General features: G+C 62.7%; 24 protein-coding genes. 13 read left to right on the top strand and 11 right to left on the bottom strand.

What is annotated here, in order from left to right:
- Together QPW08_RS04615 and QPW08_RS04620 are read left to right on the top strand one after the other, a co-directional pair.
- Nucleotides 1-948, top strand: coding sequence for an MlaD family protein (locus QPW08_RS04615; RefSeq protein ID WP_284124567.1), 948 nt, complete (start codon nt 1-3; stop codon nt 946-948).
- A gap of 8 nt (nt 949-956) precedes the next feature.
- Nucleotides 957-1,550 (top strand): ABC-type transport auxiliary lipoprotein family protein, encoded by a 594-nt coding sequence (locus tag QPW08_RS04620; protein WP_284124568.1) that lies wholly within the window; start codon nt 957-959, stop codon nt 1,548-1,550.
- 3 nt (nt 1,551-1,553) lie between these two features.
- On the opposite strand, the gene QPW08_RS04625 is transcribed toward QPW08_RS04620, so the two are convergent.
- From QPW08_RS04625 to crcB, 5 genes are read right to left on the bottom strand one after another with little or no spacing between them, the layout of a single operon-like run.
- Complete coding sequence (locus tag QPW08_RS04625; protein ID WP_284124569.1) at nt 1,554-2,249, bottom strand: ATP12 family chaperone protein; 696 nt, start codon at nt 2,247-2,249, stop codon at nt 1,554-1,556.
- A complete protein-coding gene (locus tag QPW08_RS04630) occupies nt 2,246-2,461 on the bottom strand; it encodes a hypothetical protein (protein WP_284124570.1) in 216 nt (71 codons plus the stop codon). Before QPW08_RS04630 ends, QPW08_RS04625 begins: the two co-directional genes overlap by 4 nt.
- Nucleotides 2,454-3,110 carry an HAD-IA family hydrolase gene (locus tag QPW08_RS04635; protein ID WP_284124571.1) on the bottom strand — a complete coding sequence of 219 codons (657 nt, stop codon included), beginning with the start codon at nt 3,108-3,110 and terminating at the stop codon, nt 2,454-2,456. The genes QPW08_RS04630 and QPW08_RS04635 overlap by 8 nt, the downstream gene beginning before the upstream one ends.
- Nucleotides 3,107-4,312 carry an RluA family pseudouridine synthase gene (locus tag QPW08_RS04640; RefSeq protein ID WP_284124572.1) on the bottom strand — a complete coding sequence of 402 codons (1,206 nt, stop codon included), beginning with the start codon at nt 4,310-4,312 and terminating at the stop codon, nt 3,107-3,109. Before QPW08_RS04640 ends, QPW08_RS04635 begins: the two co-directional genes overlap by 4 nt.
- Nucleotides 4,309-4,719 carry a fluoride efflux transporter CrcB gene (gene crcB / locus QPW08_RS04645; protein ID WP_284124573.1) on the bottom strand — a complete coding sequence of 137 codons (411 nt, stop codon included), beginning with the start codon at nt 4,717-4,719 and terminating at the stop codon, nt 4,309-4,311. The genes QPW08_RS04640 and crcB overlap by 4 nt, the downstream gene beginning before the upstream one ends.
- Before the next feature lie 223 nt (nt 4,720-4,942).
- Between crcB and rpsU the strand changes: the two genes are divergently transcribed.
- The 10 genes from rpsU to QPW08_RS04695 all read left to right on the top strand — a co-directional run bounded on the left by rpsU (nt 4,943) and on the right by QPW08_RS04695 (nt 12,996).
- Complete coding sequence (rpsU, locus tag QPW08_RS04650; protein ID WP_006834591.1) at nt 4,943-5,149, top strand: 30S ribosomal protein S21; 207 nt, start codon at nt 4,943-4,945, stop codon at nt 5,147-5,149.
- A 132-nt stretch (nt 5,150-5,281) separates the two neighbouring features.
- Nucleotides 5,282-5,851, top strand: coding sequence for an FKBP-type peptidyl-prolyl cis-trans isomerase (locus tag QPW08_RS04655; RefSeq protein WP_284124574.1), 570 nt, complete (start codon nt 5,282-5,284; stop codon nt 5,849-5,851).
- Between the two features lie 33 nt (nt 5,852-5,884).
- Complete coding sequence (gene gatC, locus QPW08_RS04660) at nt 5,885-6,187, top strand: Asp-tRNA(Asn)/Glu-tRNA(Gln) amidotransferase subunit GatC (RefSeq protein WP_284124575.1); 303 nt, start codon at nt 5,885-5,887, stop codon at nt 6,185-6,187.
- Complete coding sequence (gene gatA, locus QPW08_RS04665; protein WP_284124576.1) at nt 6,187-7,683, top strand: Asp-tRNA(Asn)/Glu-tRNA(Gln) amidotransferase subunit GatA; 1,497 nt, start codon at nt 6,187-6,189, stop codon at nt 7,681-7,683. The genes gatC and gatA overlap by 1 nt, the downstream gene beginning before the upstream one ends.
- Entirely contained in the window at nt 7,680-8,756 is a 1,077-nt protein-coding gene (locus tag QPW08_RS04670) for a glycosyltransferase family 2 protein (protein WP_284124577.1), read from the top strand. Before gatA ends, QPW08_RS04670 begins: the two co-directional genes overlap by 4 nt.
- Nucleotides 8,753-9,571: an FkbM family methyltransferase gene (locus QPW08_RS04675; protein ID WP_284124578.1), complete on the top strand. Its 819-nt coding sequence runs from the start codon at nt 8,753-8,755 to the stop codon at nt 9,569-9,571. Before QPW08_RS04670 ends, QPW08_RS04675 begins: the two co-directional genes overlap by 4 nt.
- Before the next feature lie 11 nt (nt 9,572-9,582).
- A complete protein-coding gene (gatB, locus tag QPW08_RS04680; RefSeq protein ID WP_284124579.1) occupies nt 9,583-11,079 on the top strand; it encodes an Asp-tRNA(Asn)/Glu-tRNA(Gln) amidotransferase subunit GatB in 1,497 nt (498 codons plus the stop codon).
- A gap of 70 nt (nt 11,080-11,149) precedes the next feature.
- Nucleotides 11,150-11,701 (top strand): hypothetical protein, encoded by a 552-nt coding sequence (locus QPW08_RS04685; RefSeq protein WP_284124580.1) that lies wholly within the window; start codon nt 11,150-11,152, stop codon nt 11,699-11,701.
- On the top strand, nt 11,698-12,504 hold the full coding sequence (locus QPW08_RS04690) for a hypothetical protein (RefSeq protein ID WP_284124581.1): 807 nt from the start codon (nt 11,698-11,700) through the stop codon (nt 12,502-12,504). Before QPW08_RS04685 ends, QPW08_RS04690 begins: the two co-directional genes overlap by 4 nt.
- Before the next feature lie 33 nt (nt 12,505-12,537).
- Entirely contained in the window at nt 12,538-12,996 is a 459-nt protein-coding gene (locus QPW08_RS04695; RefSeq protein ID WP_284124582.1) for a tRNA (cytidine(34)-2'-O)-methyltransferase, read from the top strand.
- Nucleotides 12,997-13,021: 25 nt separating this feature from the next.
- Here the strand turns inward: QPW08_RS04695 and QPW08_RS04700 are convergent, their stop codons facing one another.
- From QPW08_RS04700 to QPW08_RS04725, 6 genes are all read right to left on the bottom strand, one after another.
- Nucleotides 13,022-13,906 (bottom strand): hypothetical protein, encoded by an 885-nt coding sequence (locus QPW08_RS04700; RefSeq protein ID WP_284124583.1) that lies wholly within the window; start codon nt 13,904-13,906, stop codon nt 13,022-13,024.
- 93 nt (nt 13,907-13,999) lie between these two features.
- Nucleotides 14,000-14,692: a hypothetical protein gene (locus QPW08_RS04705; protein ID WP_284124584.1), complete on the bottom strand. Its 693-nt coding sequence runs from the start codon at nt 14,690-14,692 to the stop codon at nt 14,000-14,002.
- Complete coding sequence (locus QPW08_RS04710; protein WP_284124585.1) at nt 14,692-15,603, bottom strand: hypothetical protein; 912 nt, start codon at nt 15,601-15,603, stop codon at nt 14,692-14,694. The genes QPW08_RS04705 and QPW08_RS04710 overlap by 1 nt, the downstream gene beginning before the upstream one ends.
- A 246-nt stretch (nt 15,604-15,849) precedes the next feature.
- Entirely contained in the window at nt 15,850-16,149 is a 300-nt protein-coding gene (locus QPW08_RS04715; protein ID WP_284124586.1) for a hypothetical protein, read from the bottom strand.
- A gap of 72 nt (nt 16,150-16,221) precedes the next feature.
- Complete coding sequence (locus QPW08_RS04720) at nt 16,222-19,092, bottom strand: M16 family metallopeptidase (RefSeq protein ID WP_284124587.1); 2,871 nt, start codon at nt 19,090-19,092, stop codon at nt 16,222-16,224.
- Between the two features lie 46 nt (nt 19,093-19,138).
- Nucleotides 19,139-21,364 (bottom strand): penicillin acylase family protein, encoded by a 2,226-nt coding sequence (locus QPW08_RS04725; RefSeq protein ID WP_284124588.1) that lies wholly within the window; start codon nt 21,362-21,364, stop codon nt 19,139-19,141.
- Between the two features lie 122 nt (nt 21,365-21,486).
- Between QPW08_RS04725 and QPW08_RS04730 the strand changes: the two genes are divergently transcribed.
- Complete coding sequence (locus QPW08_RS04730) at nt 21,487-22,929, top strand: ATP-binding protein (protein ID WP_284124589.1); 1,443 nt, start codon at nt 21,487-21,489, stop codon at nt 22,927-22,929.
- Nucleotides 22,930-22,944 lie beyond the last annotated feature (15 nt).

Here is a 22,944-nt window from a genome sequence, read left to right on the forward strand (position 1 = left end):
ATGGAAACGCGGGCAAATCATATCTGGGTAGGCGCGGTGACGCTGGTCCTGCTGGCCGCGCTGGTGGCGTTCATCGTCTGGCTGGCCCGCTTCGGCGAGGGCTCGCAGAAGGAGTACGACATCTTCTTCAAGCAGTCGGTCGAAGGTCTCGCTACCGGCTCGCAGGTCTCATTTGCGGGTGTGCCGGTGGGGCAGGTGCGCCAGATCCAGCTTTGGGAGACCGATCCCGAATTCGTCCGTGTGCGCATTGCCGTGCGGGACGAGGTCCCGGTGTTGGTTGGCACGACCGCGACGGTGCAAAGCTCGTTCACCGGGGTCTCCACCATCCTCCTCGATGGTGCGCGCAAGGGTCGCCCGCCGGTCACTTGCGAAACCACCACTTGTGTCGAAGGCGTCCCGGTGATCCCGCCGAAGGCTGGCGGTTTCGGCGAAATCCTCGCCAACGCGCCGCTTCTGCTGGAGCGGCTGGCGACGCTTACCGAGCGGCTGACCGAAGTGCTCTCCGATGACAACCAGGCTGCGCTCGCCGGCATCCTGCAGAACACCAATGCCATGACAGAGGACCTTGCCCGGGCGACGCCCCGCATGGAAAGCGCGGTGGCAGAGCTGGAGAACACCTTGCGCGAAGCAGGCGAAACGCTCGACGCTTTCGAAAAGGTGACGAATTCGACCGACCAGATCATCAACCAGGAAGGCGCGGCACTGGCGAAGGAATTGCGCGGGACGCTGGGTTCAGCCAGCAAGGCGCTGCAATCCCTGAGCAAGACGCTCGATGAAACGCAGCCTGCCGCCAAGACTTTCAACCAGGAAACGCTCCCGGCTGCCCAGGCGGCGCTGGCCGAGCTGCGCGAGACCAGCAAGGCCTTGCGCGCAGTGACCGAACGGCTGGAAAACGAAGGGGCCGGCAGCCTGCTGGGGCCTCAGCCGCTGCCGGACTACGAACCATGAGGGGCCTGATGCATTCGACACTCGTCCGCACCGCAATCGTGCCACTGGCCGCGCTGACCCTCGCCGGTTGCGTCAGTTTTGGTGGTGAAGCGCCGCCGAGCCTGATCTCGCTCACTGCTGATCTTTCCGCACCGGCGGGAAGCGGAGCCACCGGTACAGCGGAGGATGCGCTGACGGTGCTGGAACCCAATGCCCCGGCGCGACTTGCCGTCACTCGCGTACCGGTGCAGGTCGACGATGCGACCGTCGCCTATCTCAAAGACGCGGTCTGGGTCGAGAAGCCTACCCGCCTGTTCCGCCGCCTGCTGTCCGAAACGATCTCCAGCAAGACCGGCCGTGTTGTGCTCGACGGCCTCGATCCGACGTTCCCGACGTCCGACAAGGTGCGCGGTACGCTGGTCGAATTCGGATACGACGCGCGATCATCTTCGGTCATCGTTCGCTTCGATGCGATCCGCGAGAACGCCGATGACAGCATCACTACACGGCGGTTCGAGAGTATTGTTCCCGGCGTGGAAGCAGAAGTTGGCCCGGTTGGCGATGCTCTCAACCGTGCAGCCAACGATGTCGCCGGCCAGGTGGCCGATTGGCTTGGTGAATAGGGCTCAGGTGCGAACGGCCCGGGCAAATTCCATCGCCCGTCTGAAATCCGCCAGGCGCCTTTCGCGCCGGACCGTGGATTCGTGATCTTCGCCCCACAGCTCGACCTGCCAGTCTTCTTCGAGGCTGGCGGCATCCCACAGCGCCTCCGGATTGGCGTCATCCTCCAAGGCTGTCAGTCCAATGATGAGCGATGCGGCGAGTGAAGTCGTCGCAAATAGAGGCGCGAGCAGGAATGGATCCATGTTCTCGATGCGCGATCCGATCATCGCCCGGGCTTGCGCATTCTGGGGCTTGTGGATGATGCCGCTGGCCCGTTCCACGTTGACCTTCTCGCGCGCTTCGAAGGCGACAACGATCGGCTCCCACACTTCTTGCTGGCGCTTGAAGAGCGGTTCGTCGGGATCGGCCCGGTAGCACAGGGTATCGGTCTCGAAGAATGCCTGCAGCTTGGCAGGAATATCGTCGACCTTCGTAGCGATCATGTCGATGGCATAGTCAGCCATGTCCCGATGCTTGAAGCCGACGGGGTCGATCTTCTCGCCTTGGGCGGCCCATTCGCCGGCCAGCATTTCACACAGCGTGCGTGAGGGTACGGCCTGAGGCCGCTTGCCTTGCGTCCTAATCGGTCGCCCGTCGAGCAGCACCTGCCACCCCGCGCCGGTCTCGCCGACGCTCACGTCCTTCCAGAATCGTTTCATTGGTCGGGGGTGCGCCAGCTCTTGGAGATGAGATTGGGCAAGAGGAAGAACTCCATCGCACCCAGCACCAGAAGGAGATAACCGAGTTCAGGGAAATCAATCAGCCGTCCGGAGATGATGACCGCTCCGAACAGGGCCATTGCAGCACCGCTGAGGCGGATCAACTGGAGGATCAGAAAGCGTTTGCGAGCGAGCTGTTCCTGGTCATCCATCGAGCATGTCTCCCAATTCTTGCGGCGTTTCCGCCACTGCCTCTGCGCCGGCTTCGAGCAAGGCTTCAGGCGGATGATATCCCCATGCGACCCCGATCGCGCGGGTCCCGGCTGCACGACCCATCTCGATATCGTATGTGGTGTCGCCGATCATGACAGTGGCGCCAGGCTCGGCCAAAGCCTCTGCGATCGCCAGTTCCAGCATTGCCGGGTGCGGCTTGGAAGGATGATGGTCGGCACCCTGCAGGCTGGCGAAACGATCGAGCAGGCCATGCCCGGTCAGCACAGTGCGCAAACCGCGATTCGACTTGCCCGTCGCTACGGCAAGGGCCCAGCCGGTCGCCTGCAAGCGGTCGAGCAACGGCAGGATCCCTTCGAACAGAGGCTCGTGTACCTCTCCCCTTTGCCTGGCCTCGAAGAAGCTGGTCTTATAGGCTTCTACCGCGTGACTCACCTGCTCTGGGCTGGCTTCGGAGGCCAACCGTCGGATCGCCACCGGCAGGCTCAGGCCGACGATCTGGCGGACGTCTCGCCGGTCGGGTGCGGGTAGGCCGGCCTCCGCAAAGGCGGCTTCCATCGCGTTGCAGACCGGTCCCTGGCCATCGACAAGGGTGCCATCGCAGTCGAAGACGGCGAGCCTCACTGTCACTTCTTCCGGCCTCCGGGACGTCCTGGCTTGGTGCCTCGCTTTACCTTCGCACCACCCGATTTCTTGCCCAGCTTCTTGGTCGCGGGCCCTCCGCGTGCGCGCCGCGGACTGCGCTGCGATTTGCGATACTGCTTGGCGTGCTGGCGCGCAGCCTGCTTCTTCTCCGCCGGGGTTTTTTCCGTAATGTCTTCGCGCAACGGAGCGGCCTTGCTCAGTGACAGGTCGAAACCCAGCTGTTCCATCGAAGCGGCGAAGTGTTCGGGCAGGTCGGCGGTCACATCCAGCTTGCCGCCGCTCTGGCCCTTGCTGCCCGGCTGCGAGATGATCAGACGCCGCGCGTGCAAGTGCATCTTGCGGCTGACGCTGCCGGTCAGGAAAGCGTCCTGCCCGCCATACTTGCCGTCGCCGACGATAGGGTGACCCATCGCTGCCATATGGACGCGCAGCTGGTGCGTGCGCCCGGTCAGCGGCTCAAGCTCGACCCATGCCGCCTTGTTGCCGACCCGTTCGACAACGCGGTAGCGAGTCTTGGCCGGCTGGCCGTTCTCCTCATCGACATGCATCTTCTCGCCACCGGTTCCGGGCTGCTTGGCGAGCGGGGCATCGATTTCGCCCTCCATAACATCGGGCACGCCGACAACCAGGGCCCAGTAGATCTTCTTGGCCGACCGGCCGGAGAACCGCTTGGAATAGGACGCCGCAGCACCCGGCGTACGAGCGATCAGCAGCACGCCCGAGGTATCCTTGTCGAGCCGATGGACGAGGCGCGGGCGGGGGGCGTCTTCGTCGTCCGAATCGACAAAGGCATCAAGCAGGCCGTCGACATGCTTGGTCGTCTTGGTGCCACCCTGAGTCGCAAGGCCCGGCGGCTTGTTGAGGACGATCGCGCTCGGTGTCTCGCGGATCACCATGTCGTGCGCCATCTGCACCTGTTCGGGCGACAGCGGCTTGCGGGCTGCGGGCTTGCGCGCCGGATCTTCGCCGCCGGGCGGGATGCGCAGGACCTGGCCTTCTTCCAGCCGGTCGTCCGGCTTTGCGCGCTTGCCATCGACCCGCAGCTGGCCAGTGCGGGCCCAGCGGCTCACAGTGCCAAAGCCGACCTGCGGCAGGTTGCGTTTGAACCAGCGGTCGAGGCGAATGCCATCGTCATCCGCGCCTACAGTGAACTGGCGCACGCTTTCGGGATCGCTTGTCCGTGTCATGCGATCAGCCGCGTCAGCATCAGGCCGAAGACAAGCGCACTGATCGCCAGCGAAACGGAAAGAACCACGTAAAGTGCTGCAAACGCCAGTTGTCCGCGCTCGACCATCACCCAGACCTCCAGGCTGAAGGCGCTGAAAGTGGTGAAGCCGCCGAGAATCCCGGTGCCGACGAGCAAGCGCCACTGGTCGGTGTTCTCGGGTGCCATCTTGAACAGGAAACCGGCGAGGACGCCCATCAGCAGACTGCCCAGGGCGTTGATCGCCAGCGTGGCCCAGGGAAAGACGCCCATCGCCTGTGCGCCCATCCAACCGGTCATCCAGCGACCGACCTGATATCGCAAAACTGCACCGATCGCGCCGCCGAGGGCGACGTTGAGGCTGGCGTAAAGTGGGGGAAGTGTACTCACGCGAGCAGCCTTAGACGGTCACAGGCATGCTCGCCAAGCGGCAAGTTGCATCCCGGCAAAAGAGTGATCGCGCGCTAGCAGCTTGCCTTTGGAGGCGATTTTGCATATAGCGCGCTCGTGTGAGCCGACCGCCTCGCGGATTCGGCGCTTTTTTAATTGGAAATTTGCGGTGCAACCCGCGCAGTTCTGCGGGCTCTCCCCATTTGATGAGGTGACGTTCTTTATGCAAATCATGGTTCGCGATAACAATGTCGACCAGGCTCTCCGCGCGCTCAAGAAGAAGCTGCAGCGTGAGGGGGTGTATCGCGAGATGAAGCTGCGTCGCCACTATGAAAAGCCCAGCGAAAAGCGCGCCCGTGAAAAGGCTGCTGCTGTCCGCCGCGCCCGCAAGCTGGAGCGCAAGCGGATGGAACGCGACGGCATCAAGTAGGCCCAAAAACGCAGGGCTTGCGATTCTTTGCTTCGCTGCGCTTGAAGTGGCGGCGGGCATACGCCAAAGGGCGCGGGAGACTTCCTCTTCCGCGCCCTTCGCTTTTCGGGGTTCGATCAATCAGGACTTGCCATGACTGAAGTTACTCGCGTTCCGCTCCAGCCCATTGCCAAGGGTTCGCTGACCAAGCTGTGGCTGGGCGTCATCGTTGCCGCTCTGATCGGTGCCGGGGTTGCCTGGGCCGCCGTTCCCAAGGGCATCGATATTGATGAACTGGTGGCCGGAACCGGCAATTCCCCTGAAGTCGGGGACGTTGTCTTCGTCAAGTATGTGGGCACACTTCCCAACGGCACCGAGTTCGACCGTTCGCAGCCCTTGCCGATCCCGCCCGGCATATTCCCGGAAGGCACGCCGATGCTGATTCAGGAAGGCCAGATGATTGATGGTTTCTACCAGGGGCTCCAGCAGATGGAGAAGGGTGGCAAGTACAAGCTGACGATCCCGGCCGAGCTCGCCTATGGTGATGCGCCGCCGCCCAGTTCCAGCATCCCGGCCAACTCGGATCTCATTTTCGAAGTCGAGATGGTCGATTTCATGAGCGAGGCCGATGCCAACGCCAAGATGCAGGCGCTGCAACAGGCCATGGCGGCCCGCCAGGGTGCCGAAGGCGCGGATGCACCTCCTCCTCCGCCGCAGAACTGATAGACACTGAACCGATAAGGGGCCGCCGACGCCATGTCCGTCGACAAGCAAACCGTTGCCAAGATCGCTTCGCTCGCGCGTATCAAGATGGATGACGCCGAACTCGAAAAGCTGGCACCCGAACTCTCCAAGATCCTCGACTGGGTCGAGCAGCTGGGCGAAGTCGACACCAGCGATGTCGAGCCGATGACGGCGGTCATCCCCAACCACCTGCGCTTGCGCGACGATGTGGTCGATGCCGATCCGCTAACCGGTGGCGGTGTGCGCGACAAGGTGCTGGCGAATGCCCCGGCGGCCGAGCATGGCTTCTTCGGCGTGCCCAAGGTGATCGAGTAATGCCCAACGTCAATGAATCGCTGATCGAACTGGGCGTCGCGGAGATTCGCGATGGCGTCGCTGCAGGCGACTTCACTGCACGCGAAGTGGCGGAAGCCTTCAACGCGCAGGTGGCAGCTGCCGAAGAACTCAACGCCTTCATCGTCACCACGCCGGACAAGGCGCTCGAGGCAGCCGACGCGGTCGATGCTGCGCGGGCCAAGGGTGAGGCGCTTGGCAAGATGGCCGGCGTTCCAATCGGCATGAAAGACCTGTTCGCAACGGAAGGTACTCAGACCACTGCCGCGAGCCACATGCTCGAAGGGTTTACCCCGCAGTATGAATCAACGGTCAGCGCCAATCTCTGGCGCGCCGGCGCAGGCATGCTGGGCAAGCTCAACTTGGACCAGTTCGCCATGGGGTCGTCCAACGAGACCAGCTATTTCGGCAACGTGCTGAGCCCGTGGAAGAAGGAAGGCAGCAATGCCGCGCTGACCCCGGGCGGGTCTTCGGGCGGTTCAAGCGCTGCCATTGCTGCGCGGCTGTGCCCGGCAGCGACCGGGACCGACACCGGCGGTTCGATCCGCCAGCCGGCTGCGATCACCGGCACCACCGGGATCAAGCCGACCTATGGCCGCTGCAGCCGCTGGGGCGTCGTCGCCTTTGCCAGCAGTCTCGACCAGGCCGGCCCTATGGCGCGCAACGTCAGGGACTGTGCGATCATGCTCGAAGCCATGGCCGGCTTCGACCCCAAGGATGCGACCAGCCTCGACATGCCGGTGCCGCAGTGGGAAGCGGGCCTGTCCGCCGACCTCAAGGGCAAGAAGGTGGGCATCCCCAAGGAATACCGCGTCGACGGGCTCGATGGCGACATTGCTGCCAGCTGGGATCGCGGGATGGAATGGCTCAAGGATGCCGGCGCCGAGATCGTCGATATCTCGCTGCCGCACACCAAATATGCGCTGCCTGCATACTACATCATCGCCCCGGCGGAGGCTTCCTCCAACCTCGCGCGCTATGATGGCGTGCGCTATGGCTTGCGCGACCTGCCCGATGGGGCGGGCCTGCAGGACATGTATGCTGCCACCCGCGCCGAAGGCTTCGGCGACGAGGTCAAGCGCCGCATCCTGATCGGCACCTATGTGCTGAGCGCAGGCTTCTACGACGCCTATTACAACCAGGCCCAGAAGATCCGCACGCTGGTGGCGCGCGACTTCGAAAATGCATGGGCGGAATGCGATGTGATCCTCGCCCCAACGACGCCTAACGCGGCGTTCGCGCTCGGCGAAATGCAGGCCGATCCGCTGGCAATGTATCTCAACGATGTGTTCGCCGTCCCTGCTTCGCTCGCCGGACTTCCAGCAATGAGCGTCCCCGCCGGGCTCAATAGCGAAAACCTCCCGCTCGGGCTGCAGATCATCGGCAAGCCGTTTGACGAGCAGGGGGTGCTGGGTGCCGGCCTCGCCATCGAACAGCGTAGCGGCTTCACCGCCAAGCCGGAGAAATGGTGGGCGTGAGCGCGCCCAGCTTCGCCGTCACCTACACGGTGAAGGATGAAGCGCGGCTGCTGCCCGATGCAATCAAGTGGCACCGGGCGCTGGGGTGCAAGCGGTTCTACATCTTCCTCGACGGCACCAGCGATGCGATGCGCGACTGGCTGCCCCGGCAGCCGGACGTGATGGTGCGCGAGAGCGTGCCGCCTGCCGAAGTGCGCGATGCGCCGGGCTTCATGAAGGTCATGGGCAAGGGTTGGGACGGCTACATTGATGCCCGCAAGAACCTCAATTCGTGGGTCGCAGCGCGGCTGGCCCTGCTCGACGGAATCGACTGGCTGGCGATGATCGACCCCGACGAATTGCTGCTGCCCGATCCGAAGGCAGGTCCCGATCCGGCGGCAATGGTGCGGCTGCTGGGCGAGCAGACACCCGATATTGCGCAGCTCCTGCTGCCCAATTGTGATGTCCTGCCTGATGGCAAAGCCGGCACCTCGCCCTTCGCGCAGCGGCATTTCCAGGCCCGCTTCCCCGCGCTGGAGGCGGTGTGGCGACCGGCGCGCAAGGCGCTGTCGCTGGTCTCCAATCCGGCGCGGGTGGCGCGGTTCGACCAGTGGTTCTGGGATCGTGCATTGGGCGACGATTTGCCACGGCGGCTGGTGCATCCGGTCAACGGCGAGACCATCCCGGCGGGCTATTTCCTCAGCTATACGAGCCACAAGTCGATCCTGCGTACACGGGCGCATCGCGGCTGGCGGCCGATCATCCATCACTGGAAATGCGAGGATGGCGAGGGCGAGACGGCCAAGACCAGGCGCGCCCGCGTGCTGCATTTCGATTTTACCACGGCCGATGCCTACCTGCACAAGTTCGGCCAGCGGCGCGGCAACCGCGAGGAGCGCCCGCAACACTTCGCCGCCCGCCGCGCGATCGGCGATATCGCGCTCGATTGCAGCGACGCGGGAGCACGGCGCTTCTTCGAGCAGTGCCTCGCGGTGAGCGACCCGGAGCGGATGGCGCAGCTGGTCAAACGCGGCGTGGTACTTGACCTGCCGCAAGTCGCCGCGTTCTTTGACCGCGAAGGAGAAGCGCTGTGAAGCTGTGGAGGCCCTATCGCTGGGGCGGCGCCATCATCAAGCTGGCGCGGCGCATGGGGCTCGACATCCGCCCCACGCTCACGCGCGAGCATCGCATCGCCGGGGCGCGGCTGAGCTGGCGCGATGAGGAGCCGGGCGTGCTGCGCGGCGCGATCGTCGACGGCGAGGTCGAGGGCGTCCCGCTCAAGCTGTTCGTCGAGAACGACTTCGACGTGATCCAGCAGGTCCACCGCAAGGGCGCGCTCTACGAGCCAGAGGAACTGGCGATAATCAAGTCGGCCTGGACCGGCGGGACATTCCTCGATGTGGGGGCCAATGTCGGCAACCATGCGCTCTATGCTGCACTGGTGCTGGGAGCGGAGAAGGTCATCGCCTGCGAGCCGCAGGAAGCCGCCGCGCGCATTCTCGAAACCAATGCTGCGCTGAACCATGTCGCCAGCCGGATCGAGCTGCACCGGGTTGGCCTGTCCGACAGCGCCGGGAACGCGAGCCTACAGCTACATAGTAATAACCTCGGCGCGACCCGTCTGACGGCGGGCGCGGGTGGTATCGAACTGGTCACCGGGGATACGCTGGTGGGTGAGCAAGGGATCGGCTTCATCAAGATCGACACCGAGGGTTTTGAACTCCCGGTCCTTCGCGGGCTGGCCGGGACGATCGCGCGCGACCATCCGCCGCTGTTCGTCGAAGTCGAGACCGAAAACCTTCCCGGCTTCGAACAATTGTGCGCCGAGCACGGCTACACCATCACCGAACGCTTCCAGCGCTACGAAACCAGCGTGAACTGTCTCGCAATCCACGAAGAGAATAGCTAAGAGCCCCCTCCATGAGCACTTACCGTATCCAGGGCGCAACCGGCGAATGGGAGGTCGTGATCGGCCTCGAGGTCCATGCGCAGGTCACTTCCAATGCCAAGCTGTTTTCAGGCGCCTCGACGCAGTTCGGGGCTGAGCCCAATGCCAATGTGTCGCTTGTCGACGCGGCGATGCCGGGCATGCTGCCGGTCCCGAACCGCGAGTGCATCCGCCAGGCCGTGCGTACCGGCATGGCGATCGAGGCGCAGATCAACGCCTGGTCGCGCTTCGACCGCAAGAACTACTTCTATGCCGACCTGCCGCAGGGCTACCAGATCAGCCAGCTGTACCACCCGCTGGTGGGCGAGGGGCAGCTGCTGATCGAAGCCGACGAGAAGGCCGGGATCGCCGAGGACAAGGTTATCGGCATCGAGCGCATCCATGTCGAGCAGGACGCCGGCAAGCTGATGCATGACCAGCATCCGACCATGTCCTATGTCGACCTCAACCGTTGCGGCGTGGCGCTGATGGAGATCGTCTCCAAGCCCGATATGCGCTCGCCGGCCGAGGCAGGCGCTTACGTGCGCAAGCTGCGCAGCATCCTGCGCTATGTCGGATCGTGCGACGGCAATATGGAAGAAGGCTCGATGCGCGCGGACGTCAACGTCAGCGTGCGCAAGCCGGGTGAGGAATTCGGCACGCGGACGGAGACGAAGAACGTCAACTCGGTACGCTTCGTGATGCAGGTCATCGAATACGAAGCCAATCGGCAGGTCGACCTGATCGAAAGCGGCGGCGCGGTGGAGCAGGAAACCCGCCTGTTCGATCCGGGGACGGGCACCACGCGGACCATGCGCAGCAAGGAAGACGCGCATGACTATCGCTACTTCCCCGATCCCGACCTGCTGCCGCTGGAGCTGGAAGCCAGCTTCCTCGAGGAATGCCGCGCATCGCTGCCCGAGCTGCCCGATGCCAAGCGCAACCGCTACGAAAGCGAGCTGGGCCTGACGCCCTACAATGCGCGCGAGCTGACCGCCGAGGTCGAGACCTTCGCCCGCTTCGAAACGCTGCTCAGCGCCACGGCCAAGGCCATCGGCAAGGACGAGAAAGCGCTCGCGACGCAGGTCGCCAACTGGGCGCTCTCGGTCGCGCCCGGCGTGATCAAATCATTGGGCGATGAAGGCGATGCCAGCCACGCCACGGCCGAGGCGCAGGCGGCGATCCTCAAGATGCAGGACGCCGGCGAGATTTCGGGCGGGCAGGCCAAAGAGATCTTCGAGATCGTCCTCAAGACGGGCCGCGCGCCTGACGAGATTGCCGACACCGAAGGGCTGAAACAGGTCAGCGACACCGGTGCCATCGAAGCCGCGATCAACGCGATCATCGCCGCCAATGGCGACAAGGTCGAGGAATACCGCGGCGGCAAGGACAAGCTGTTCGGATTCTTCGTCGGCCAGACGATGAAGGCGATGCAGGGCAAGGCCAACCCGGCGGTGGTCAACCAGATACTGAAAGACAAGCTGGGGTAGGCCAATTTGGCTTGCCGACTAAGCGCGAAGCATTACAATCATCGCGGTAACCTTTGGGGTCGGAGGTCGCATGCTATCGTTTCGTATACCCGTCATTGCGGCTGTAGCGCTCTGCGCCGCGCCGCTCGTTGCGCAGGAATCTGCTCCCGACGAAGAAGCTCAGGCCACGCCTGCGATAGAGTTACCCGATCTCGTCGCTCCCGACGGCAAATATGGTAACGAGCTCAAGTTCTTCGTCTTCCACAAGGAAGGCGTGAGCTACGATGCGGCGCGGAGCGACATCGCGGAATGCACTGTTCACACGGTTCACGGCAGGCAGCTCAAGATGCCGGCATTCGTGGCGTGGGACGATGACGACCGCACGTCGGTCCCGGTCGAGTTCAATGGCAGCTACGGGCTCGTCGGGCTGGCAATCTATTCGATCATCGACGGTCCGATTGAACGCAGCATCCGCCAGCAGGTGATGATGCGCTGTATGCTCCCGCGTGGTTATGACCGCTATTCGGTGACCGAGGAGATGTGGAAACAGATCCATGTCGGGGACAACCCAACCGAATTGATCGACTTGCAGGCCGCGATCGCCGCCGGCCCTGTCCCGGCTACCCCGAAGGTAACCTCATGATGATCCGCATCCTGCTCGCGGCATGGCTACTGCTGGCGGTGCCATTTGCGGCCTCGGCCCAGGATGGGCCAGCCTTCCAGCATTTTCGCAAAGGGGAGAAGGTGGTCCTTTCGCCCGAGAAGGCCTACCTGCTGATCCGGATGCCGGCGGAGTCGGTATCAACCAAGCTACAGCCGGTCTTCCTGCGCAAGCCTGTCCAAGACGAACTGGTCGCCTATCGGGCGGCGAAGCAGAAGGCCCATGAGGAGGCGGGCGAAGACGCTGGTCCGATCGAGAGCTTCGCCTTCGAATATTCCGGCGCAACCAATCTCTACCAACTTGAAAACGGGAAGTTCTACGCGAAGGAGGGCAAGGACCGCATCTTCGTGATCGCTACCGAGCCCGGGGACTATGTCTTCTACGGGATGGGGTTCAACAAATTCCTTTGGCAGTGCAATTGCTTCGGGACGGTGTCCTTCACTGCAAAGGCCGGCGAGGTGACTGATCTCGGAGCGATCCTCATCACCTTGGCGTGGGACGAAAGCGGCTTTCCCGAGCTGGCCGAAGACACTGGGCTGGGCAAGAAGATGCGCCAGGACTACGCCATGTTTGCCGCCGGGATTCGCCCCGATACGGGCAAGTCCGTGCCCGGGCAGCTTGCTTCGCTGCCGATCCGGCCTGCCGAGTATCATGCCGTCGGCAGTTTTCGCGAACCGGCACGACTGCTTGCCAACCGGCTCGCGCCGATCCCGGGCGTCCTCGCTTATGACAATGGCGCGGTGATCGACGCCCGGACGGGCGAGGTCTTGCCCAAGCGATTCTGACGTGAATTTCACACGACCGGACTGCCGCGAACTGTGACTTCTATCGTCCTTGTCCACCCCGAAATCCCCGGCAATACCGGCGCGGTGGGGCGCACCTGTGTGGCGCTGGATATGGAGTTGATCCTGATCCACCCGCTGGGGTTTCAGATTACCGACAAGCGGGTGAAGCGATCTGGGCTCGATTACTGGCCGCACATCCGGCTGGTCGAATTTGCCAGCTGGGAGGCGTTCCTGGCCGAGCGTGCGCCGCGTGCAGACCAGCTGTTCCTGTTCGAGGAGTATGCACAGCGCAGCTTTTACGAGCCCGACTATCCCGCTGATGCCTATCTCGTGTTCGGGCGCGAGACCAACGGGTTGCCGCAGGAAATTGTCGAGGCGCATCGCAGCCAGATGGTCAGCCTGCCGATGCGGTCAGACAAGGTCCGCTCGCTCAACCTCGCCAATACTGTTGCCGCAGCCGCCTACCAGGCAGTTCGGCAGCACTTGGGCTGAAGGATCGCTCGAACGCAGGGAAGATCTAGTCGCCTGCGCTCTGGGAAGTGACGAACCCTGCCTTTTGCGACCAAATGACGGCGCCGAGATCGTCGCGCATCAGCACCGGACCATGAAAGCTGGCAACCAGCGCCTGATCCTTGCTGCGTTTGCTGGTCTTTGCTGCGTAGGTCCCGGGATCGAGCGACATGACCGCCGGGATGACTGTGCCAAGGCGGGCGAACGCCTTGGTCATGGCGGCACGGACCAGCTCGCCGTCGTTGGCGGACCAGCGTGCTACGTTTTCGAAATTCTCGTATGATCGATTGTTCAGCCTGACGATGCTGACAATCCGCTGTGCGTACAGCGGAGCAAGGGTCGCACCCTTCAACACAGAGACATCTGCGACTACCTGGACTTGCGTGAAGTCGGGAGACATCTGGTAGCTGAAGGAGATGTGGCCGAGCTGCTCGCCCGGATTGGCCGAGGCAAAGGATCTCAAATTACCATCGCCATCGAGCACGAAGCCGATCAAGCTCGTTCCAAACCAGTCGAGCTCTGCCAGCGCTGTCTCTGTGGCATCGAGGGCAAGCGGGACCGGATCGAACCCCTCCAATGCCGCAATCAGGGGCGCAGCCTCGGCTTCGGCACGCAGAGTGGCATTGTCCGTCAGGATGTCTTTCTTGTTGTCCATGCTGCGGACGATCAGGCCGTCGAGCAGCCCGCCACCGCCGGGATCCATCGCCACCCTGCCAACGTCGACCGAGATCTCCATTTCCTGTTGCGGGACCTGAACCGCCACCGGGCGCAGGCTGGCGATTCTGCGATCTTCTTGAGCAATTGCCTCAGCCGCCTGGCCCCAGGCTGGAGCCATCGGAACTGCAGCTGCCACAAGCAAGACGGCAAGAGTGAAGCGGGATCGTCTCATCATGAATTACTCAGACACTGGCAGATGCGGTTTGCAGCAGGCAGCCAAAGCCAAGGGGCATCGAACCGACCGGTCCGATGCCCCTTGTCGTTGCCCTTACTTGAACTTCTTAGCGTACTCGACGAAGTTGGCAGTGAAGGCCTGGCGCAGGTCTTCTTCCGCTGCTTCAGTTTCGTCAGTAGTCTTGGGCGGGAAATGCGAGAGCCCGTTGCCGCCGCGGCCCTTGACCAGTGTGGTCGAATCCTTGCCGGTGCGGAAATCCTTGAAGATAAAGCGGTTGTTGAGCGAACGGCCGTAGATCGCTTTCTTCTGGTAGAAATTCTGCGTGACGATCAGTTCTGCGTAGCAAGGCGCAGTCGATTCCGTCAGGCGGGTTTTCACCTTGGTCGTGATCTTGCGGTCGGCGATCGGCGTTTCATAACGAACCGCCGTACCTTCCGGCAGGTTGAGTTCGCCGACAAGGTCGATCTGCTTCAGCGCGGCAACCTGGAAACGCGGGCCCAGAGCTTCCTTCAGATACTCCGCCTCGCTGACGTTGCGGTCCTTGTTCTTCGCAGCATCGGCAATAGCGCCGATCGCGCCAAAGCCCGACAGCAAGCTCGTGGTCTGTGCCTGTCCTTCAAGGGTCGGGAAAACGTGGAGATAGCAAGTCGGCTCGGCGTCGGACACAGCTGCTTCCGTGACCTGTTCAGAAGCGCCTTCCGCAGCAGTTTCAGCGTCTTGTGCGATACCGCCGGTTGAAATGCCGACAGCCAGAAAGGCTGCAAGCGCAAGGTTCGATTTACGCATTATTGGTCTCCTTGAGAGGTGTAAGAGTTGGATTGCATGTCGACGCCTTCCCCATTGGGTGCGTCGCCGCTTGCTTCCGAAGGCGTGACGTCCGGATCGGAGTCGTTACCTGGCACGGCAACGGAATCGCTCGGCGCCGGCTCTTGGCTGACCGCGTCGGTTGAAGTGGCAGGCTCAGCGTCTTGTGTCGTGGTCTCGCCGGTTTCTTCCGGCACAGGGACGGCTTTTGCGTCCACACCCACGATGTAAGGGATATCCTCGCCGGTCTTGGCGCGAAGCTCTCGGCCCTGCTCGATTTCAACGCCCTTGCCTTTGACCAGCCCGGCAAAGATTCCGACCATGAACATGGTCGCAGCTGCTGCGCCATCATTGCCCTTGCCCTCTTCGCGGTAGCGACCATCGAGCAGGAAACTGTCACCACCGATTTCGATGGTGCGGAGGGAAAGGCCGAGGATGCCTTGCTTGCCAAAGCCACCCTTCTTTGTTGCGAATGTGACTTGGCCGGCCCCGATCGAACCTTTCGGAATGACGATGGTGTCGTTGTGGACGACATCTTCCATCACGGTCACGGAGAACTCATCCCCGACGACATGCGTCTGGCTGGAAATGGCTTCGTTGAGCGTGACGTTCACCAATGTGAACATGGGTAGGTCGGCCCATTGTTCCGCAAGCGCGGGCTTGTCTTGTTCCGAAACGGCCATGCCGTCGTCTGCAGTCGCGTCTTCTGCGTCCGGTGCCAATTCGGCGTCGGCCCCAACGGGCGCTGCCATCGCTTTGTCGGGGTAGGACTCTTCGGTCGCAGCGCCATCGACCGGTAGCTCCGGCGTGGTCGCGGCGAACCCGGCCGTGGCGACGCACAACGGCACAATCCCAAGCAGCGCAAGCCCATTACAGGCTCTTGAAAATTCCATTGAAAGACGACCCCTAAGTCCAGCCGGTCTGAATTAATGGGGCTCCGAAAAGCTGTCCAGCCCCAAAAATCAACTATCGACTTCGGGTGCCTGGCCAGTGAGTACTTCCACTATTGTTGGAGAGAGACAGAAGATTGATCCCGGGCAATCGAGGTTGCTCCATTGTCAGCCTGTCTTCAGGCCAAGCAAAAGGCCCTGCCGCATTGCTGCGACAGGGCCTTTGTTGTGCCTGGTGGGCAATGACGCTTATGCGCGTGTACCGGTCAGCGGCATCGAGCCGAAGGCACCGGCATTGACTGCGCCGGTCAGCGAGTCGCCGTCGATGGTAGCTTCACAGTCGAGCTTCATCGGCATCGGCACGGTCATGTCCATCGACCACTTGATGGTGTTGCCTTCGACCGTGCCGCTGGCGATGTCCATCGAACCCATGGCACCGGCCATGTTGCCCGAGAAGGTGCCATCGCCGTTGTCATTGATGGTCAGCGTGCCGCTCTGGTCGCCCATCGGGCTCTTGACGGTGGTGTTATAGGTGCCTGCTACGGACATTGGGTTCTCCCTTGGTTTGGATGTCGTGGTGTGGCCTAGGCCGTTACTTACATTTGTGTCAATTCACCTCTGTCATTCAGCCGCCGGAAGTTCGATCTGCTCGATCGGCAGGCCGAGCCCTTCGAGCTGCGACATGACCTTTTCCGCATCGCCGACGACGACCCAGGTGAAGCGGTCCACATCGATCGCTTCCCGCGCTGCAGCGTCGAGGCTCTCCGCGGTTTGCGCACGATACTTCTCGGCCAGCGTCTCGTAATAGTTCATCGGACGCCCATAGAGGACATTGTTCTGCATTGCGCCGAGCACCGCGCCCGAGGTTTCGAACTGGCCGGGCAATTCGAAGATCTCGTTGTTGACGATCCGTACCAGCTCTTCCTGGCTCACCCCGTTGGTGGACGTAAACTCGTCAATCTCGCGGATCAGCTCGCTCAACGAATCGCCGGTGCGGTCGGCCTGGACCGGAGCGGAGACGATGTAGGTCACCGCGCCTTCGCGCTGCGACACACCACCACGCACGCCATAGGACCAGCCCTTGGTTTCGCGCAGGTTCATGTTGAGCCGGGCGAGGAAGTTGCCGCCCAGCGCATTGTTGGCGTTGAGCAGATCGACGATGCCGGGATCCTTGGGGTCGACCGTGGTCATCAGCCCGCCATAGATGAAGCTCTGCGGCGAATTCGGCCGGTTGACGAGCACGATCCTCGCAGCGTCCGGAGCAGCGGCCTGGGTTGAGAAGTCCTTGCTTCCGCGCGCCATGCGATTGCTGGCCCACTTGCCGAATGCCTCATCGAGCTGGGACTTGATGTCATCCAGTGCCATGTCGGAAACTACGAACAGTGTCGCATTATCGGGCTGGATCCAGCGGGTCTTGAAACCGACCAGGTCATCACGCGTGATCGAGCTGACCGATTCCACCGTGCCGCTGCCGGCATCGCCATAGGGGCTGTTGGCCCCATAGAGCAGCGGGGTCAGCGTCATCTGCGCAATTCCGCGCGGGTCGCGCATCTGCTGCTTGATGCCGGTTACGGTCTGCGTGCGAACCCGCTCGAGCTCGCCTTCATCGAAGGCCGGATTGCGGACGATATCGGTCATCAGCTCCAGCGACGGAGCGAGGTTGGCGCTCAGCGCCGTGAGAGTGAAGGTCGAACGGTCCGATCCGCCGCCGGTCGAAATCACAGCACCCAGGCGCTCCCGCTCCTCCGCAATCTCTTTCGAGCTGCGAGAGGTGGTGCCTTCGTCATACAGGCTCATGGCCAGCCCTTCGAGGCCGCGCTTCTCGACCGGGTCGGCCGCCGAACCGGCATTGAACGACAGCGCCACACGCGTCACCGGCACGGCATCGCGCTGGGCGTAGTAGACTTTCATGCCGTTGCTCAGAGTGGTTTCCTCAACCGTCGGGAAGTCGAGTTCCGCCAGAGCATCGATCGGCGGCTTGGGCCGCTCGACCGTGACCGTCAGCGTGTTGTCGGCCGGTTCCGCATCGCCATCGGCCTCGCCGTCGACGGAAGCGGCTTCAGCGTAGTTGCTGTCACGTTCGCCTGGCTCCAGCACCAGCGTCATGGCCGGACGGGTCATCCACTTTTGCATGGCTGCTTGCACGTCGGCCGGGGTCAGGGTGGCCAGGATTTCGAGCTGCTTGGCGTAAAAATCCGGATCGTCGACGAATACTTCGCCGCTGGCGAGTGTCACCGCCTTGCCGCCAAATCCGCCAACCTGCTCGAGGCCACGAATTGTACCGGCGACCTCTTGTGTCGCCGCCCGGCGAACTTCGTCTTCAGTAGGGCCATTGGCAATAAGGTCAGCGATAATCTCGTTCATACGGGTTTCGACTGTGGCCGGATCGACGCCCGGACGGGCCGTAGCTCCGACAGTCAGCACGCCTACGCGCTGGAACGAGAAGTTTCCGGCCGAGACACCGACAGCGATCTTCTCGTCACGTACAAGCGCATTGTCGAGCCGGCTGGAGGACAGGCCGCCGAGGATTTCCGCACCAATGGAAAGGGCAACCAGGTCCTTGCTGTTGAGGCCCGGCGCGGTCCAGTAGCGGCTGATATTGGTCGCTGCGACCTGGTCCTTCATCACTGTGCGGACGTCTTCCGCAAGTTCGGGAATGTCGGCGGCGGCCGGGGTGTTGACCGGGCCGGCCTTGATCGGGCCGAAATACTTCTCGACCAGCGGGCGGGCTTCTTCGGCCGAAATGTCACCCGCGAGCACCAGCGTCGCATTGTTGGGTCCGTACTTGTCGATGAACCAGCTGCGGACATCGTCCATGGATGCGCTGTCGAGGTCGGCCATCGAGCCGATCGGCGTGTGGTCATAGGGGTGCGGGGCAGGAAACAGCGTCTTGACGATCTCGTAGAACACCAGCCCGCCCGGCTGGTTGTCGCCCTGGCGCTTCTCGTTCTGGACGACGCCGCGCTGGTTATCGAGTTTCTCCTGCGTCACCGCGCCGAGCAAATAGCCCATGCGATCGCTTTCCAGCCACAACGCGCGGTCCAGCGCGCCGCGCGGCACGGTCTGGAAATAGTTGGTACGGTCGAAATTGGTGGTGCCGTTGTAATCGGTGGCGCCCATTTCCTGCAGGTATTGGAAATAGTCGCCGGTGGCGTTTTCGGAGCCGTTGAACATCAGGTGTTCGAACAGGTGGGCAAATCCGCTCTTGCCCTGCGGCTCGTCCTTGGAGCCGACATTGTACCACACGGCAACGCCGACGATCGGGGCTTTGCGGTCTTCATGGACGATCACTGTCAGACCGTTGTCGAGCTGGAACTGCTCATAAGGAATGGCGACCTGTTCGATCAGGTCCGGCAGCGGGGCTACCGTGGCTTCGGCTTCCATGGCGGCAGCCGGCTTGTCGCCATGGTGATCGGCAAGGGCCGGGGTTGCAGCGGCAAGGGCAATGCCCGTGGCAAGGGCGGTCAGGCTGGTCGAAGCAAAGCGAAGCATGGTCTCTCCAGGGTAAATGTTCTGCGATGGTTGAATGATTAGTGCCTCAGCGGCGGCTGGTCACGGTCTTTCGGGATTTGGCATTCTTCAATACGTCAACGCGCCAGAAGTGGACCGGTTTCAACTCTTTCCGGACGAACAGCGCCGACTGATCGGCGTAGTGCTTGCTGACAGGGCGGGTCACTGCGGCACCGAACGGTTGGATCGAGCGCGATCTCACCTTTTCGCCAGCCAGCCACTCGACCCACATGATGAAGCTGTCGCCATGGACGACCTGCAACCGGCCGTCGGGATCGACCTGCCAGGTGGTCGAAGCGCGCAGCGTGTCCGAGCCGCCGTCGAGTGGCAGGTCGACAGCAAAAGGTGCGGTCGATCCTTGTCGCAGCCGCAACAGCTCGCCCATCGGCGGGTCGAGGCGCCCGAAATGCTCCATCAGGTGATCGACCGACCATTGCAGCTGCTCGGCGACATCGGGCAGGTCCTTGTTCTGGTACTCTGCCGACATAAAATCCTTGATCATCAGCAGCGCGAGCGCGTCTCCGGAGCCTTTGCCGTCAGCGGTAAAATCCCAGTCGAGTAGCAAGCGACGGGCCTCGTCGAGCTTGCCATTCTCCGGTTTCATTCTTTCCAGCGCATCCCACAGGTCGGAGACATAGCCTTCGCGCTCATAGGCACGGTCATACTTGATCCGCTCCAGTGCGTCGCGGTCTAGCTGGTTGGCTTCGCTCAGCAGTTTCCACGCCCGGCGCGAGCGGTTGGTCTGCTTGAGCTCGACCCCCAGCTCGGGCGCGAAGTCGGCAGGATCGAGATCATCCGCCGCGCCAGCTGCCGTGTAAGGCTCGTTGTTGGCATTGTAGAGCCAGCCGGAGGACGGATTGACGATCTTGGGCAACTGCTCGAAGTCGACTGTGTCTTCCCAGATCAGCGAACTTTCATTGCCGGGCAGGACTCCGCGCCAGTTGTAGCCGGGCTTCCGGTCCGGGAAAGCGGCGTTGTAGAGATAAGCGATATTGCCTTCGGCATCGGCGTAGATGGCGTTGAAGTTGGGATTCTCCATCTTTTCGTACACCGCCATCCACTCTTCGAGCGACTGTGCCCGGCCTAGGCGGTAGTAGGCGTCCATCGATTCAATGCTGTCCATCTTGGCATAGCGCAGAGCGAAAGCACCGTTGTCGTTGATGATCACCGGGCCGTGCACGCTGCGATAGAAGGTCTGCGGGATCGGGAGGACGACCGGACCAAACTTCACCGGCAGGATTTCGGTCTTCTCTTCCAGCTCGTGCCATTCGCCGTCGAGGCGGTAGCGCGTGCCGGTTTCATCCATCTCCAACTGGTAGATATCGACTAGGTCGGGGCGATTGACGGTGTAGGTCCAGCCCAGCTTTTCGTTGTGGCCCAGCACCGGGTAGGGCGTGCCGGGCAGATTGGCTCCGGCGAAATGCCAGCCTTCTTCGCTTTCAACCACCAGTTCGTACCATGAGACACCGCCGCGCCAGGGTTGGTGACTGTTGGAGATCAGCGTGCTCGGCCCACCCGATTTTTCCGGCGTGATAGCGAAGGCGTTGGAGCCGGACAGCGCTGCCATCTCGCCCCATGGCAAGGGAAAGCGTGTCGCGCTGGCCTGCTCGGGAGCGGCTTCGGCTTCGGTCACGGCCCCATCCGCATCGCGCGGGAAGCCCGGGATGTCCGGACCGAATTCGCGCCGCAGCGGCTTGCCTTCCACAAGGTTGCCGATGATCGAACCGATACCGAAGAAGAAAGGTTGGCGCAGGGCAAATCCCGCAGCCACATCCTCGCCATTGATAGGGAAAAGGCCAGCCAGCTTCAGTTCTGCAGGGTGGCTTATTGCATAGTCATTGAGGCCGCTGGCATAGGCTTCGAACAGGGCCTGCGTGTCTTCGGGCAGCGCGGCATAGTTGCGCTCCGCCGTGCCGCGCGCATCGACCAAGTGATAGGCAAAGTCGATCTGCGCGCCGTCGGGCCCGGCAATCGCACCATAGCGTCCCTTTGCCATCGCGATCACATCTTGCAGGGTGAAGAAGTCGTCCTCGCTCTGCGCGATTGCGACGCCATACGCGACATCGGGATCGGTCTTGCCGTATATGTGCGGGACGCCGAATTCATCGCGGATGATCTCGGCACTGTAGGTATGGCCGGCCGCTGGTGCTTCGCCAGCGCGGGCGTAGAACGGCTCCCATGTCATCAGGCCGATCACAACGACCAGCGCCAAGACTACCAGCGCCCCACCGAGGCGCACAATCCACTTCTTCATCGCGAATCCTCTCTTGCCAGGGGCCTAGCGAGGCTACCCGGCAGGGTGAAGGGAAAACGACTCAGGAAAACTTGCCGCTCCACCTTCCGGTCTGAGGTTGGGACACGCTACCCACCCGAATCGTGAACGCGGAAATTACCATAGGCTACCAAGCAGGCGAGCAGCCGGTCGTCTTCGATATCGAAGAACTGCTGGCGACGCGCCTGCTGGTGCAAGGCAACAGCGGGTCGGGCAAGTCGCACCTGCTGCGGAGGCTGCTCGAAGAAAGCGCCGGCATGGTCCAGCAGGTCGTTGTCGACCCTGAAGGCGATTTCACTTCGCTCGCTGATGCCTTCGACCATGTGGTGATCGACAGTGCGGCTTATTCGCCGCCGGAAATCGAAGCATTGGCGCGGCGTTGCCGCGAGCACCGGGCAAGCGTCGTGCTGGCACTGGAAGGGCTGGAAGTGGAGCAGCAGATTCGCTGCGCTGCGCAATTCCTCAATGCGCTGTTCGATGCCCCGCGCGAACACTGGTTCCCGGCGTTGGTGGTGGTCGACGAAGCGCAGATGTTTGCGCCCTCGGTTGCGGGTGAGATCGGCGAGGATACGCGCCGGATGACGCTTTCGGCGATGACCAATCTGATGTGCCGCGGTCGCAAGCGCGGCCTCGCCGGGATTGTCGCCACCCAGCGGCTGGCCAAACTGGCGAAGAATGTCGCGGCGGAGGCTTCCAACTTCCTGATGGGCCGGACCTTCCTTGATATCGACATGCAGCGCGCCGCCGACCTGCTGGGCATGGAGCGCAAGCAGGCCGAGCGGATCCGCGACCTGGAGCGAGGGCATTTCCTCGCGCTGGGCCCGGCGATCAGCCGCCGCCCCGTGGCGGTGAAGATCGGTCCCGTCCGCACCGGGCATAAGGCGCGAGCAGAAGGTTTGATGCCCTTGCCTGCGGCACCGACGCAGGGGATGGAAGCCCTGCTGACCGGCGACCTTGCCGCCGATGTGCAGGTTACAGCGCCGCCGCCTCCACCACCACGTCCGGTGCCTCACCCCGAGCAACTCGTGCCCGATCGCGCGCCCGCACCTGCCGTTGCATCGGCCGATCCCGAGCACCAGGCCGAGCGCACGGCTTCGCTAGACGCCATCCTCGGCTCCCTTGCCCGCGAAGATGGTTCGACATTCCAGTCGGCAAGCCGTCTCTACCAAGCCTTCCTCACGCGGGCGCGAACCGAAGGTTTTCTCGGCGTGCCCATGGACATGGGCGAGTTCCGCCGCCGCTTTGCCATTGCCAGCGTTGACCTCGACCGATTTGCGGATTGCGACAGACAGCGCCTGATGGCGCTGGTCGAGGGTGTCGATGACGATATCGTGGCCCCTTACCTCGCCATCGCTGCGGCTGCGATGGATGGTCTTCCGGCACCCGATGACAACGAATTGGCGCGGGTCTATGGCACCAGCTCCCCGGGACGAATCCGGCGTTTGCTCGACCATCTCGAGAAGCTGGGCCTGATCGTGGTGCGAGAGGAATTCGGGGGCGGGCGAAGCCTGCTGGTTCCGGGCGTCGAACCCCAGTCTGCGAACTGATCCGCCAAGTTTTTT

The organism is Parerythrobacter aestuarii (assembly GCF_030140925.1).
In the GTDB taxonomy this organism is placed as follows: Bacteria; Pseudomonadota; Alphaproteobacteria; order Sphingomonadales; family Sphingomonadaceae; genus Parerythrobacter; species Parerythrobacter aestuarii.

What these genes read in the sequence shown, in the direction of transcription:
- QPW08_RS04615 (WP_284124567.1), top strand. Translation starts at nt 1, where the DNA reads ATGGAAACGCGGGCAAATCATATCTGGGTAGGCGCGGTGACGCTGGTC.
- QPW08_RS04620 (WP_284124568.1), top strand. Translation starts at nt 957, where the DNA reads ATGCATTCGACACTCGTCCGCACCGCAATCGTGCCACTGGCCGCGCTG.
- QPW08_RS04625 (WP_284124569.1), bottom strand. Translation starts at nt 2,249, where the DNA reads ATGAAACGATTCTGGAAGGACGTGAGCGTCGGCGAGACCGGCGCGGGG.
- QPW08_RS04630 (WP_284124570.1), bottom strand. Translation starts at nt 2,461, where the DNA reads ATGGATGACCAGGAACAGCTCGCTCGCAAACGCTTTCTGATCCTCCAG.
- QPW08_RS04640 (WP_284124572.1), bottom strand. Translation starts at nt 4,312, where the DNA reads ATGACACGGACAAGCGATCCCGAAAGCGTGCGCCAGTTCACTGTAGGC.
- rpsU (WP_006834591.1), top strand. Translation starts at nt 4,943, where the DNA reads ATGCAAATCATGGTTCGCGATAACAATGTCGACCAGGCTCTCCGCGCG.
- QPW08_RS04655 (WP_284124574.1), top strand. Translation starts at nt 5,282, where the DNA reads ATGACTGAAGTTACTCGCGTTCCGCTCCAGCCCATTGCCAAGGGTTCG.
- gatC (WP_284124575.1), top strand. Translation starts at nt 5,885, where the DNA reads ATGTCCGTCGACAAGCAAACCGTTGCCAAGATCGCTTCGCTCGCGCGT.
- gatA (WP_284124576.1), top strand. Translation starts at nt 6,187, where the DNA reads ATGCCCAACGTCAATGAATCGCTGATCGAACTGGGCGTCGCGGAGATT.
- gatB (WP_284124579.1), top strand. Translation starts at nt 9,583, where the DNA reads ATGAGCACTTACCGTATCCAGGGCGCAACCGGCGAATGGGAGGTCGTG.
- QPW08_RS04685 (WP_284124580.1), top strand. Translation starts at nt 11,150, where the DNA reads ATGCTATCGTTTCGTATACCCGTCATTGCGGCTGTAGCGCTCTGCGCC.
- QPW08_RS04690 (WP_284124581.1), top strand. Translation starts at nt 11,698, where the DNA reads ATGATGATCCGCATCCTGCTCGCGGCATGGCTACTGCTGGCGGTGCCA.
- QPW08_RS04700 (WP_284124583.1), bottom strand. Translation starts at nt 13,906, where the DNA reads ATGATGAGACGATCCCGCTTCACTCTTGCCGTCTTGCTTGTGGCAGCT.
- QPW08_RS04705 (WP_284124584.1), bottom strand. Translation starts at nt 14,692, where the DNA reads ATGCGTAAATCGAACCTTGCGCTTGCAGCCTTTCTGGCTGTCGGCATT.
- QPW08_RS04710 (WP_284124585.1), bottom strand. Translation starts at nt 15,603, where the DNA reads ATGGAATTTTCAAGAGCCTGTAATGGGCTTGCGCTGCTTGGGATTGTG.
- QPW08_RS04715 (WP_284124586.1), bottom strand. Translation starts at nt 16,149, where the DNA reads ATGTCCGTAGCAGGCACCTATAACACCACCGTCAAGAGCCCGATGGGC.
- QPW08_RS04720 (WP_284124587.1), bottom strand. Translation starts at nt 19,092, where the DNA reads ATGCTTCGCTTTGCTTCGACCAGCCTGACCGCCCTTGCCACGGGCATT.
- QPW08_RS04725 (WP_284124588.1), bottom strand. Translation starts at nt 21,364, where the DNA reads ATGAAGAAGTGGATTGTGCGCCTCGGTGGGGCGCTGGTAGTCTTGGCG.